This is a genomic window from Pedobacter heparinus (assembly GCF_032678725.1).
GTDB lineage: Bacteria > Bacteroidota > Bacteroidia > Sphingobacteriales > Sphingobacteriaceae > Pedobacter > Pedobacter heparinus_A.
Genome location: NZ_JAVTSC010000011.1, coordinates 107505 through 120118, shown reverse-complemented (window position 1 = coordinate 120118; position 12614 = coordinate 107505). Strand labels below are relative to the sequence as shown.

Sequence of the window (12614 nt, the reverse complement as noted above, 5' to 3'; positions counted from 1 at the left end):
ATGGCAATTTTAGCATTTCAGAAACCCGATAAAGTAATCATGCAGAAATCAACGGATTTCGATGGTACATTTGAGTTCCGTCCTTTAGAGCCCGGTTTCGGTGTAACAATTGGTAATGCCTTGAGAAGAATATTGCTTTCTTCTTTGGAAGGTTATGCCATTACAAGTATTCGTTTTTCAGGCGTATCTCATGAGTTTTCTACCATAAAAGGTGTTGTAGAAGATTTAACAGAAATTATTCTTAATTTAAAACAGGTACGTTTTAAAAAATCAGGAGATGCCGGTGACTCAGAGAAAGTTTTTATTTTAGTGAATGGACAGGAGCAATTTGTTGCTGGTGACATTACTAAATTCTCTAATAACTTTGAGGTACTTAATCCTGATTTCGTTATTTGTAACATGGAGAAATCTGTTACTTTAGAAGTGGAATTGACCATTAATAAAGGACGTGGTTATGTGCCTGCAGAAGAGAATAAGATCAATGATGCTGTAGTTGGTGTGATTGCAATAGATTCGATCTTTACACCAATGAAAAATGTTAAATACACCATAGAGAACTATCGTGTTGAGCAAAAAACAGATTACGAAAAATTAATATTAGACATCTCTACAGATGGTTCAATCCATCCTGAAGAAGCATTGAAAGAGGCTGCGAAAATTTTGATCCAGCACTTTATGTTATTCTCTGATGAGAATCTGGTATTGGAATCTCAGGCTAAAGAAGAAACTAAAGAGGTGGATGAGGAAATCTTACACATGCGTAAGATCTTAAAAACTGAATTGGTTGATCTTGATCTTTCTGTACGTGCTTTGAACTGCTTAAAGGCAGCTGATATCCGTACACTTGCTGATCTGGTTTCTTATGACGTTGCTGATATGTTAAAGTTCAGAAATTTTGGTAAGAAATCTTTAACAGAGATACAGGAACTTGTTAAATCTAAAAGTTTATCATTTGGTATGAACTTGTCTAAATTTAAATTGGACGAAGAATAATAAGTTTAAAAAATAAATAACATATTGTTAATAGTGTATAATTCCCTCAGATTAATTTCAAAGAGACGGTATACGCTGAATAAATTAGAAAATGAGACACGGTAAAAAAGTAAATCACTTAGGAAGAACAGATTCACATCGTAAGGCGATGTTGGCTAACATGGCTTCATCGTTAATTAAACACAAAAGAATCTCTACTACATTGGCAAAAGCTAAAGCTTTGCGTATGTATGTTGAGCCGATCATTACAAAATCTAAAAATGATACTACACATTCACGTCGTATCGTATTTAGCTATTTGCAAGATAAAGAAACTGTTACTGAATTGTTCCGTGATATTGCTGCAAAAGTTGCCAATCGTCCGGGTGGTTATACCAGAATCATTAAGTTAAACAATCGTTTGGGTGATAATGCGGAGATGGCATTGATCGAACTGGTTGATTACAACGAGGTTTACGGCAAAGAAGCTGAATCTGCAGATAAAAAGACAACTCGTCGTGGCAGAAGCAAAGCAAAGAAATCTGACGCTCCTGCTGCTAAAGCAGAGAAAGCTGAAGTTGTTGCAGAAGAGATTCCTGCTAAAGAAGAGGCAGCTCCTGAAGCTAAAGAAGAGGCAACTCCTGCAGCTGAAGAAGAAGCAACTCCTGCAGCTAAAGAAAAAGCAGACGATAAAGGGGAATAATTATCCCCGGTTTATCATAAGGAAAGCCCTGTCCAAATCGGACAGGGCTTTTTGTTTTATAGTTCCATTTTATATTGTTCTTCCTGTGGTCTGGATTCAAATTCTTTGAAAAGGTTCCACTTCTTCCCGTCATGCTTTAATAAAGCAAATTTACTGACCTTAAAGTGCGCCCGGAAATGGCGTTTGCCGTAGGCTTCCATGATCTGTTCGTAAACCTTTGGTTCAACATCTCTATAGGCAATGGTGATGTGCGGATTGATGGATCCAGGGATTTTTTCCAGATAGATTTTTATACGTTCCCTGAGTATTTTATGTAAGGCTATAACGCCGGGATTTTTTAGAGCCTTAATAAAGACAACTCTGGGTGGGAATCCGTCATAGTCCTTAAGTTCCTGTTCGAATGGCTGGAAATTTCTGCATTGTTCAAGGCTTGAAATTAATTTCTGTTCGAGCACCGGCGCTAAGTAGAACGGAGGGATTAGTGTGATATGGACCGGCGGTTTAAGGGCGCTGTAAACCTTATGGTCCAGTGCGCATTGTTTCCTGATCTCATCGATATCGTTGCTGATTGACGTAGGGGGAAGAATGGCAATGAAAAATAAGGATTGCATAGTGCTAATTTACTATTCCTTTTCTAAAAGGTTATCTTTGCGGATTAATGAATTTTCATGTCCAATCAAGTCCATTTACAGCAATTTAAGGATCAGCTGTCGCAAAGCATCACAACCGGCGTATTTGTCAAAATTTCAATGGGTAATTACCAGGGGAATGAAAAAGAATTGAAGAATATTTATGTGCGGCTGGTTAAGATTAAAAGAGCCGCTATGCTTTCGTTTACTTACCGGTATAAAACCCGGGATATCATCAAGAATTTTCCGGTAACGGAAGGGATCACGTTAACGGGGAATTTTATAAGCAATGACTTTAGGATAGCAACTTTATTTACCACTGAAAAGGAAGTGATCCTGGAACATGGCAAGCATCAACTGATCTCTGTAAGGGAAAAAGAAGTGAAAACTAAAGTACAACCTACATTAGCCCATAATAAAGAAAAGAAACGCATCATTCAGCCCGGTGGAAAGAGCTATTTACAGGAGTTGAAGATTAGTGATGCGGATGGAAATGTATTCAAAAATGCCCAGGATAAATATCGTCAGATCAATCAGTATATAGAGATCCTGACTGCGCTCATTAGAGAGTTACCTGCAGGAAAAATCAATAATGTAGTGGACATGGGTTCCGGTAAAGGGTACCTGACTTTTGCCTTATACGACTATCTGCATCATGTGTTAAAGCTAGATGCTAAAGTAACAGGGGTAGAGTACAGGGAAGATCTGGTTGCTTTGTGTAATGGAATCGCCGGAAGGTCGGGGTTTGATAAACTTGATTTTGTCCGGGGAACGATAGCGGATTATACAGTAGGATCCATCGATCTGCTCATCGCGCTTCATGCCTGTGATACGGCAACAGATGATGCGATCTATAAAGGGATCATGGCAAATGCAGGGCTGATTGTTGTGGCGCCCTGCTGCCATAAGCAGATCAGAAGAGAAATGGAAAAGAACAAAGCCAAAAATGAACTTTCTTTTTTAACAAAGTATGGCATCTTCATGGAACGTCAGGCAGAGATGGTAACAGATGGGATCAGGGCTTTGATTCTGGAATACTTTGGTTATAAAACCAAAATATTTGAATTCATCTCTGACGCACATACGCCTAAGAACGTGTTGGTGGTAGGGATCAGGACCGCTGGTCCGGTTACTTCTGTTAAGGACCGGGAAGTGAGGAAAACTGAGATCAAACAAAAGGTGGAAGAATCCAAGGCTTATTTTGGAATCGGTTATCATCATTTGGAGAGATTGTTTGGACTTGATAAATAGAATTAAAGGCTGATTTCTGTCATACTGTCACATTTTTGTAACAGCTTTCGGCCATAAATTTCTTTAATTATTCCTTGCAGGGAGTATTTTCTGCCAAAACTCAATTGGCACATTGCTTGTTAAACAGATACTAAATAATAAGATTTCATAACATAAACAGAGATAAATAACATGTCAAAAATTATTGGTATAGACTTAGGAACAACAAACTCTTGCGTAGCCGTAATGGAAGGTAACGAACCTGTAGTTATAGCCAACAGTGAGGGTAAACGTACTACGCCATCCATTGTTGCATTTGCAGAGAATGGTGAACGTAAAGTAGGTGAGCCGGCTAAACGCCAGGCTATTACTAACCCAACAAAAACAATTTATTCAATTAAGCGCTTTATGGGTAGCAGTTTTGCGGAGGTTTCAAAAGAAGCCGGACGTGTGCCATATAAAGTGGTAAAGGGCGACAACAATACACCTCGTGTAGAGATTGACGACCGTAAATATACTCCTCAGGAACTGTCTGCAATGATTTTGCAGAAGATGAAGAAAACTGCAGAAGATTTCTTAGGTCATGAAGTGACTGAAGCTGTCATTACAGTTCCTGCTTACTTTAATGATGCTCAGCGTCAGGCGACAAAAGAAGCTGGTGAAATTGCAGGTTTAAATGTAAAACGTATCATTAATGAGCCTACTGCTGCTGCTTTAGCTTATGGTTTGGATAAAGCGCATAAAGATATGAAGATCGTTGTGTTTGACTGCGGTGGTGGTACGCATGACGTTTCAGTGCTTGAACTGGGTGATGGTGTATTTGAAGTAAAATCTACAGATGGTGATACGCACTTGGGTGGCGATGACTTTGACCATATCATTATTGAATGGCTGGCTGAAGAGTTTAAAACAGAGAACGGCATGGACCTTCATCAGGATCCAATGGCTTTGCAACGTTTAAAAGAAGCAGCAGAAAAAGCAAAAATTGAGCTTTCCAGTACTACTTCTACGGAAATCAACCTTCCTTATATCACTGCTGATGCAACAGGACCTAAACACCTGGTAAGAACGCTAAGCCGGGCTAAATTTGAACAATTGGCCGGAGATTTAATCAAACGTACAATTGATCCTTGTAAATCAGCATTGAAAAACGCAGGTTTAAAAACAAGTGACATTGATGAGATCATCTTAGTTGGTGGTTCTACGCGTATGCCTGCTATCCAGGAAGCAGTTAAAGCTTTCTTTGGTAAAGAGCCTTCTAAAGGTGTGAATCCTGATGAGGTGGTGGCTATCGGTGCTGCAATTCAAGGTGGTGTATTAACAGGGGAAGTTAAAGATGTATTGTTATTAGATGTTACCCCACTTTCTTTAGGTATTGAAACTATGGGAGGTGTAATGACTAAATTGATTGATGCCAATACTACTATTCCTTCTAAGAAAGCAGAAACTTTCTCTACTGCTGCTGATAACCAGCCTTCGGTAGAAATCCATATCTTACAGGGTGAGCGTCCTATGGCTGCTCAAAACCGTACGATTGGCCGTTTCATCTTAGATGGCATCCCACCAGCTCCACGTGGCGTTCCTCAGGTAGAAGTTGCATTTGATATTGATGCCAATGGTATTTTACACGTAAGTGCTAAAGATAAAGCTACTGGTAAAGAGCAAAAAATCCGTATTGAAGCTTCTTCAGGCTTAACTGATGAAGAGATCAAAAGGATGAAAGAAGAAGCAGAGCAAAATGCTGATGCTGATAAGGCAGCTAAAGAAGAAGCTGAAAAAATCAACAGTGCTGATGCTTTGATCTTCTCGACAGAGAAGCAACTGAAAGAATTTGGAGACAAGCTTTCTGCTGATAAAAAAGCACCTATTGAAGAAGGCTTGAAAAAACTTAAAGACGCACATGCCGCAAGGAACTTTGCAGATATTGATGCTGCTCAGGAAGCCTTACAGAATGCATGGAATGCTGCTTCTGAAGAGATGTATAAAGCCGGACAAGATGGTGCAGCACAGCCAGAACCAGGTGCCGAAGCACATGCTGACGGACAAGCAGCTGACGGTGGCGATAACGTTACAGATGTGGACTTTGAAGAAGTGAAAGACGATAAGAAGTAATTGTTAATCCTATTAAAAGAAAAGGCCCTGATCAGTATGATCAGGGCCTTTTCTTTTAGAATTTTAAATTAGTTCCAAAGGTTTTCCGGATATGTTCCGTCTTTTACCAACTGGTCTATGCTGTTTTGAACAAAAGGTTTATCTTCTTTATAAGTTACTCCAAACCATTGATTGTCTGTCGGGATCACTTTAAAACTGGCCGTATTGTTTTTAACCAGATTTTCTCCAATTAAAGGGATAAAGAATTCAGCCTTTGGTTTGTCTTTATTTTCTAGAGCAAATACTTTAAACAGATCCTCAGTCAGTTTAAAAACAGCAGGTGTAAATCCCCAGAAGTTCATGGAAACAGGCGTGTTGAATTCCAGGGGATATTCTGCCCCGTTTTCTTCATAGACGATTCCATCTCCTTTTTTATAAACCTGGGTGCGTTCTGTGATTTCTTCCAGGTAACCTGCAGCATTGGTTTTACAAACACCGCGGGAAACTGAACCAAAGTCTGACAGGGTTTTTCCGATCTGGTAACCAACAATAGAATAGTTGCTGTCTGTAGCCTCTTCATTTAAAAAGTCGACCATTTTTTTGAAGGCATCAAAACCATAATAATCATCAGCATTGATCACGCAAAATGGTTCTTTGATCACTTTTCTGGCAGAAAGAATGGCATGCGCAGTACCCCATGGCTTTTCGCGGTAAATTTCCTCCTCAATGCCAAATTGCTTTAGATCAAAGTTCTGGAATACATAATCAGTTTCAATTTTTCCTTTAAGTTTCGGTTCAAAAATCGCCTTAAAGTTGTCTACAAACTCTTCTTTAATAATGAATACCACCTTGCCAAAGCCTGCTTTTATCGCATCATATATAGAATAGTCAATAATGGTTTCGCCATTTGGGCCAAAGCCATCAATTTGTTTCATACTGCCGTAGCGGCTTGCCATACCGGCTGCTAATATTAATAAAGTTGGTTTCATTCAATAAAAATAGTAATTGGGTTAATATTCAGTGTAATAAGATAAAATTTATGGGGCTAAAATACATTTTTTGATTTAGTAAAAGTAGATTTTTATTTAAAAACCGAATATACCTTTCCCGCCACTGCTTCTGGGCCTCTTCCCGGTCAGCATGCCAAATAAGCCCCTGACAATTTCTTTTCCGATCTGTCGGGTTATCGTGGCTCCCATTACTTTCTCCATGATACTTTTTTCTCCTTTAGGAGTTGTTTGGGGTGCTTCCGCCTGGCTTTGGCTTTCCTGCTCTGCCTGCCTGTCATTTACCCGTTTGGTCAGTATTTCATAGGCACTTTCCGGGTCTATGGCTTCCTGATATTTTGCCGTCATGTCACTGCCTTGCATAAGGGCATTGTATTCTGCCGTAGTTAATGGTCCCATGATCGCCCTTGGCGGGGTAAGCATGGTAGCTGCTACTTCTGTTGGAATTCCCTTTTCGTTTAATACAGTGATCAGCGCCTGACCCGTTCCTAAAGATGTCAATATCTCATCAATTTTGTAAAAATCTGATCTCGGATAGGTATTCACTGTTTTTTTTAAGGCATCTGCATCATTGGGCGTAAATACCCTTAGTGCATGTTGTATGCGGTTTCCCAATTGTGACAATACACTTTCAGGTACGTCAGTAGGAGACTGGGTGCAAAAGAAGACTCCGATGCCCTTAGAACGGATTAACCTGATGATGGTTTCAATCTGTTCTAAAAAGGCTTTAGATGAATCCTTAAACAACAGATGGGCCTCATCAAAAAAGAAAACCAGTTTGGGCTTGTCCAGGTCGCCGGCTTCAGGCATGCTGTAGAAGATTTCTGCCAGCAAACTCAATAGAAAAGTTGAATACAGGACCGGTTGATTCTGAACATCGGAAATGTTGAGCAGACTGATGGTCCCTTTTCCATCAATTTTGCTAAAAAGGTCTTCGATGTCAAAAGAACGTTCTCCAAACATCGCGCCCAGACCTTGCTGTTCTATAGCAACAATCTTTCTTAAGATCGTACCCGAAGTAGCGGAGGATATTTTTCCATATTCACTTTTGATTTCCTCCGCACCTTCTTCTTCTGACAGATAAGAAACCAGTTTTTTAAGGTCGTTGAGGTCAATGATGGGCATTTTATGGTCATCAGCATACTTAAAAATCACTGCCAGTACACCAGTCTGTGTATCATTCAGATCCAGTATTTTTGCCAGTAAAGTTGGTCCGAATTCCAAAACAGTAGCCCGCATCTGCGCTCCCATTTTACCTGATAAAGAATACAACTCCAGTGGAAAACCGGCAGGCGCAAAGGGTTTATTAAGTTGCTGTGCCCTTTCTTCAATTTTGGGGTTGATAGGGCCAGGCTGGTTCAATCCCGAAAGATCACCTTTTACATCTAACATAAAAACCGGAACGCCTGCATCAGATAATTGTTCAGCCAGGAGCTGCAGTGTGCGGGTTTTTCCTGTACCGGTTGCCCCGGCCACCAGACCGTGTCTGTTCATCATGTGCAGCGACAGGTTTACTTCCGCCTCAGCCAGTACCGCTCCGTTTAATATGCCGGCGCCCAAATAAATATAAGAACCGGTTGGTTTATAAGAAGCTTTGATCTTTTCTGTAAATTTTGCGGATTGATCGCTCATGTTAGTGTTGTTTTAATTATAAATTAACAAACCCCGGAGGCCTGATTATTTTCCATACCTGAAATCATGGTCTTTTTTGATGTTCAGCAAGGAGTGATAAATTAAGCGGATCACATTGTCCACATCCTCTTTATGAATCATCTCTACGGTGGTATGCATATAGCGAAGCGGGAGCGAGATCAATGCAGAAGGCACACCTCCGTTGGAATAGGCAAATGCATCAGTATCGGTTCCGGTTGAACGTGACGATGCCTGGCGCTGAAAAGGAATGTTATTCTTTTCGGCTGTTGCGATCAATAATTTGTTCAGATTGGTCTGAACTGCGGGCGCATAGGAAACAACCGGACCTTTGCCACAGGCCAGGTCACCTTGTGTGATCTTATTGATCATCGGGGTTGTGGTATCGTGAGTTACATCCGTAATAATTGCCACATGTGGTTTAATGCTGCTGGCAATCATTTCTGCTCCCCTTAAACCAATCTCTTCCTGTACGGAGTTTACAATGTACAGGCCAAAAGGTAGTTTTTGCTTGTTCTCTTTAAGTAAGCGCGCTACTTCAGCAATCATAAACCCACCGGCACGGTTATCCAATGCCCGGCCCACATAATAGCGGTCATTCAACACCATAAATTCATCCTCATAAGTTATTACGCAGCCTACGTGGACGCCCAGTTTTTCCACTTCTTCTTTAGTGGTACATCCACAGTCAAGAAATATGTTCTTCAGGGCAGGAGCTTCTTCTTTTTCACCTGCGCCACGGGTATGTATGGCTGGCCAGCCAAACACCGCTTTAACCATTCCCTTATCCGTATGGATATTAACGCGTTTAGAAGGCGCAATCTGATGATCGGACCCACCATTCCGGATCACGTAGATCAGGCCATCAGCAGTGATATAATTTACAAACCAGGATATTTCATCGGCATGGGCTTCAATAACCACCTTAAAATCTGCTTTCGGATTAATCACACCTACTGCAGTGCCATAATTGTCAATAAAACTTTCGTCTATATAAGGCTTTAAGTAATCCAGCCATAATTTCTGGCCAGGATATTCAAAGCCGGTAGGAGATGGATTGTTGATATATTCTTCAAAAAATTGGAGTGATTTTTTATTAACCACAGCAACATGATTCTGCTTGTCGTCTTTCTTTTTAGCCATTATTTTATTTTTAATATAAACAAATATATAAATCCGGGTTTAAGCGTCAAGTTAATTGTTAAGTTCTAACTGCATAATGACAAAATCGATGCCCTTACTCAGAGATCGCTGATCTGTTTGTACAAATCCAAATCTGCCATAGAAATCTGCTGCAGAAACCCTGGCATTGCACCATAATTTCTCTGCCCCCATGGTTTTGACATAATTGATAATGTGGTTTAACATCAATGACCCGTATCCCTTACCCTGGGCGGCAACAATGGTTGCAAATTTTCTGAACCTGTATATTTTACCCTCATTAAATAAGGAAACTACGGTAACCAGCTGATCATTTGCAAAAAGCCCAAAATGTATTCCTTTTGGATCGTCTTCCAGTTTAATCACCTCATATGCCGAATCGGGATACATGACTTCGTGTCTGATGCGCCAGGTTAAATCAAACCTGATCTGTTCAATCTGTACCTTTTCCATGATTAACCTTAATCTTATAACTGTAAAAAATGTAAATGAATAGATTCAGGAGCACAACCAATGTCGTGCCAAGACAAAATAAAGCCCAAGCCCCTTTTTCCCATAGCCATAATCCAAAGGCAGACCCAAATGATGCGCCAATAAAACTGACGGACATAAAAATGGTATTTAAACGGTTACGCGCTTCAGGTACCAGTGTGTAGATCCTGGTCTGGTTGGTTACATGAATGGCCTGTTGGCCTATGTCAATCAAAATTATCCCCATTACAAACAGGTATAAATGGCTGCCTGTAAAATAAAAAGCAGCAATACTCAGCAACTGCAACAGCAAACCTGTAAGTAGATTTTTACGCGGGTTCTTTCCACCGCTCCATCTGCCAACCAATGGGGCTGCCAGGGCACCGGCAGCTCCGGCAATTCCAAATAAGCCAATTTGCAGCGTTTGAAAACTAAAAGGAGGATTGGCCAGAAAAAGTACCATTGTCGTCCAGAAACCGCTAAGAATAGCAAAGGCCAGAAAGTTGATGATGGAAGCTTCACGGAGAACCGGCTGGGTTTTGATATAATGCCACATGGACAGCAGGAGTGTTTTATATGTTCCTTTAAATGCCGGCTGGCTTTGCGGAAAACGCCTGGCCATTAACAGCAGCAGCAGGGAGCAGATCCCGGCAGCAATAAAATACATGGTACGCCAGCCCCATAAAAACCCTATACTTCCACTTAGCGCCCTTGAGGCCAGTATGCCAATCAGCAATCCACTCATGATGATGCCGATTGTCGGGCCTCTTTCTTCGTCTGAAGTCAGGTTGGCAGCCATTGGCAAGATTAACTGCGGAATAATGGAACTTGCCCCAATTAACACGCAGGCCATCTGCAGCAACAGAAAAGTAGGAGAAAGGGCTGCAAGTAACAAGGCCGCTATCGCTATGGCTGTGATCATCAGAATTTGTTTGCGGCGTTCAAACATATCTCCCAGCGGCACAATCAAAAATAAGCCAAGCGCATATCCTGCCTGGGTCAAATAAGTAATCTGCCCTGCCTGGCTTTCCGTAAGGTTAAACTCCGCGGCCACCAGGATCACCAATGGCTGGCAATAGTAGATATTGGCAACAATAAGGCCTGTACAAAAGGCCATTAATAAAACGTCGGACCGGTTTAACTGCATTATAAAGGAATATTTCCATGCTTTTTACGTGGATTGTTCACCACTTTGTTTTCCAGCATTTTAAAAGCTTTGATCAGTTTGCTGCGGGTTTGGGCAGGCTCAATCACTTCATCGATAAAGCCACGTTCGGCAGCCCTGTAAGGATTTGCAAAAATAGCTGAATACAGTTTTTCTTTTTCCAGCCATTTTTCTTCCGGATTTTCTGCAGTGCTGATCTCTTTTTTGAAAATAATTTCAGCGGCACCCTTTGCACCCATTACCGCAATTTCAGCAGTTGGCCAGGCATAATTTAAATCTGCGCCGATGTGTTTGGAGTTCATCACGTCGTAGGCCCCGCCATAAGCCTTCCTGGTAATGACCGTAATACGGGGTACAGTGGCCTCACTAAAAGCATAAAGTAGTTTAGCGCCGTTGGTAATGATGCCATTCCACTCCTGGTCTGTTCCCGGTAAAAATCCCGGAACATCTTCAAAAACAAGTAAAGGGATGTTGAAGCAATCGCAAAAGCGGACAAACCTTGCAGCTTTGGCAGAAGCATGGTTGTCCAGCACTCCTGCAAGATAAGCAGGCTGATTGGCTACAATACCAATGCTTCTTCCCGCCAAACGGGCAAAGCCAACAACAATATTTTCCGCATAAGCCGCATGAACTTCCAAAAAGCTTTCGCCGTCTACCGTTTCAGCGATTACGCTGCGTACATCGTATGGCTGATTTGCATTTTGGGGCATGATGTCATTTAGCAAAGGCCTGCTTTCTTCAGCGCCTTCATAAGCCAGTGACGCAGGTATTTCCTCACAGTTTTGCGGCATGTAGCTCAATAATCTTTTTACATGATTAATGGCATCCAGCTCATTCGCACATGCAAAATGGGTTACACCCGATTTTGTGGCATGGGTAGCTGCCCCGCCAAGTTCTTCTGAGCTAACCTCTTCATGCGTTACTGTTTTTACCACATTTGGCCCGGTAACAAACATATAAGAAGTGTGTTCAACCATTAATATAAAATCAGTAATGGCTGGCGAATATACTGCCCCGCCAGCACATGGGCCCATTATGGCCGATAGCTGCGGCACTACGCCGGAAGCCTGTACATTCTTGTAAAATATATCCGCATAACCACCCAAAGAAACAACGCCTTCCTGTATACGGGCACCACCACTATCATTCAAGCCAATAACAGGTGCGCCATTTTTCATGGCCATATCCATGATCTTACAGATCTTTTCGGCATGGGTTTCAGATAAAGATCCACCAAATACGGTAAAATCCTGCGAGAATACATATACCAGGCGACCATTAATATTGCCATATCCGGTTACTACTCCATCGCCCAGGTATTTTTCGCGTTCCATTCCAAAGTCAGTACTTCGATGGGTAACCATCATGCCAATTTCTTCAAAGGAATTTTCGTCCATTAAAAAATGGATCCGTTCTCTGGCCGTTAGTTTCCCCTTTTTATGCTGACTTTCAATTCTCAGGGCCCCTCCACCAGCCTGGGCCTGTTTAATCTTATCCTGTAATACCTCTATTTTATCCTTCATTTAAAATGATTT

The 12614-nt window shown here is 41.4% G+C and carries 11 protein-coding genes; 4 read left to right on the top strand and 7 right to left on the bottom strand.

Features of this window, described 5'->3' with window-relative positions; all coding sequences use genetic code 11:
* Both R2Q85_RS16945 and rplQ read left to right on the top strand, forming a co-directional pair.
* Positions 1-993, top strand: a complete 993-nt coding sequence (locus R2Q85_RS16945) for a DNA-directed RNA polymerase subunit alpha (protein ID WP_012780797.1) — start codon at positions 1-3, stop codon at positions 991-993.
* Positions 994-1084: 91 nt separating this feature from the next.
* Positions 1085-1675: a 50S ribosomal protein L17 gene (gene rplQ, locus R2Q85_RS16940; RefSeq protein ID WP_316812994.1), complete on the top strand. Its 591-nt coding sequence runs from the start codon at positions 1085-1087 to the stop codon at positions 1673-1675.
* A 56-nt stretch (positions 1676-1731) separates the two neighbouring features.
* Here rplQ and R2Q85_RS16935 read toward each other — a convergent pair whose 3' ends face one another.
* The gene (locus R2Q85_RS16935; RefSeq protein WP_316812993.1) at positions 1732-2286 is read right to left on the bottom strand and encodes a 2'-5' RNA ligase family protein; all 555 of its coding nucleotides are present in this window, start codon (positions 2284-2286) and stop codon (positions 1732-1734) included.
* Positions 2287-2343: 57 nt separating this feature from the next.
* Here R2Q85_RS16935 and R2Q85_RS16930 point away from each other — a divergent pair, with 57 nt between their 5' ends.
* Both R2Q85_RS16930 and dnaK read left to right on the top strand, forming a co-directional pair.
* Entirely contained in the window at positions 2344-3555 is a 1212-nt protein-coding gene (locus R2Q85_RS16930; protein ID WP_316812992.1) for an SAM-dependent methyltransferase, read from the top strand.
* Between the two features lie 171 nt (positions 3556-3726).
* Positions 3727-5646, top strand: coding sequence for a molecular chaperone DnaK (gene dnaK, locus R2Q85_RS16925; protein WP_316812991.1), 1920 nt, complete (start codon positions 3727-3729; stop codon positions 5644-5646).
* Between the two features lie 68 nt (positions 5647-5714).
* Here dnaK and R2Q85_RS16920 read toward each other — a convergent pair whose 3' ends face one another.
* The 6 genes from R2Q85_RS16920 to R2Q85_RS16895 all read right to left on the bottom strand — a co-directional run bounded on the left by R2Q85_RS16920 (position 5715) and on the right by R2Q85_RS16895 (position 12602).
* Positions 5715-6614, bottom strand: coding sequence for an NDP-sugar synthase (locus tag R2Q85_RS16920; protein WP_316812990.1), 900 nt, complete (start codon positions 6612-6614; stop codon positions 5715-5717).
* Positions 6615-6710: 96 nt separating this feature from the next.
* Positions 6711-8264: a helicase HerA-like domain-containing protein gene (locus R2Q85_RS16915; protein ID WP_316812989.1), complete on the bottom strand. Its 1554-nt coding sequence runs from the start codon at positions 8262-8264 to the stop codon at positions 6711-6713.
* Between the two features lie 45 nt (positions 8265-8309).
* Positions 8310-9425 carry a M42 family metallopeptidase gene (locus tag R2Q85_RS16910; protein ID WP_316812988.1) on the bottom strand — a complete coding sequence of 372 codons (1116 nt, stop codon included), beginning with the start codon at positions 9423-9425 and terminating at the stop codon, positions 8310-8312.
* A 51-nt stretch (positions 9426-9476) separates the two neighbouring features.
* Positions 9477-9896, bottom strand: coding sequence for a GNAT family N-acetyltransferase (locus tag R2Q85_RS16905; protein WP_316812987.1), 420 nt, complete (start codon positions 9894-9896; stop codon positions 9477-9479).
* Positions 9877-11061, bottom strand: a complete 1185-nt coding sequence (locus tag R2Q85_RS16900) for an MFS transporter (protein ID WP_316812986.1) — start codon at positions 11059-11061, stop codon at positions 9877-9879. Before R2Q85_RS16900 ends, R2Q85_RS16905 begins: the two co-directional genes overlap by 20 nt.
* The gene (locus R2Q85_RS16895; protein ID WP_316812985.1) at positions 11061-12602 is read right to left on the bottom strand and encodes an acyl-CoA carboxylase subunit beta; all 1542 of its coding nucleotides are present in this window, start codon (positions 12600-12602) and stop codon (positions 11061-11063) included. The genes R2Q85_RS16900 and R2Q85_RS16895 overlap by 1 nt, the downstream gene beginning before the upstream one ends.
* Between the last annotated feature and the right edge of the window lie 12 nt (positions 12603-12614).

Excerpts from the sequence above, each read along its gene's own strand:
- R2Q85_RS16945 (WP_012780797.1), top strand. The coding sequence starts at position 1 with ATGGCAATTTTAGCATTTCAGAAACCCGATAAAGTAATCATGCAGAAA.
- rplQ (WP_316812994.1), top strand. The coding sequence starts at position 1,085 with ATGAGACACGGTAAAAAAGTAAATCACTTAGGAAGAACAGATTCACAT.
- R2Q85_RS16935 (WP_316812993.1), bottom strand. The coding sequence starts at position 2,286 with ATGCAATCCTTATTTTTCATTGCCATTCTTCCCCCTACGTCAATCAGC.
- R2Q85_RS16930 (WP_316812992.1), top strand. The coding sequence starts at position 2,344 with ATGTCCAATCAAGTCCATTTACAGCAATTTAAGGATCAGCTGTCGCAA.
- dnaK (WP_316812991.1), top strand. The coding sequence starts at position 3,727 with ATGTCAAAAATTATTGGTATAGACTTAGGAACAACAAACTCTTGCGTA.
- R2Q85_RS16920 (WP_316812990.1), bottom strand. The coding sequence starts at position 6,614 with ATGAAACCAACTTTATTAATATTAGCAGCCGGTATGGCAAGCCGCTAC.
- R2Q85_RS16915 (WP_316812989.1), bottom strand. The coding sequence starts at position 8,264 with ATGAGCGATCAATCCGCAAAATTTACAGAAAAGATCAAAGCTTCTTAT.
- R2Q85_RS16910 (WP_316812988.1), bottom strand. The coding sequence starts at position 9,425 with ATGGCTAAAAAGAAAGACGACAAGCAGAATCATGTTGCTGTGGTTAAT.
- R2Q85_RS16905 (WP_316812987.1), bottom strand. The coding sequence starts at position 9,896 with ATGGAAAAGGTACAGATTGAACAGATCAGGTTTGATTTAACCTGGCGC.
- R2Q85_RS16900 (WP_316812986.1), bottom strand. The coding sequence starts at position 11,061 with ATGCAGTTAAACCGGTCCGACGTTTTATTAATGGCCTTTTGTACAGGC.
- R2Q85_RS16895 (WP_316812985.1), bottom strand. The coding sequence starts at position 12,602 with ATGAAGGATAAAATAGAGGTATTACAGGATAAGATTAAACAGGCCCAG.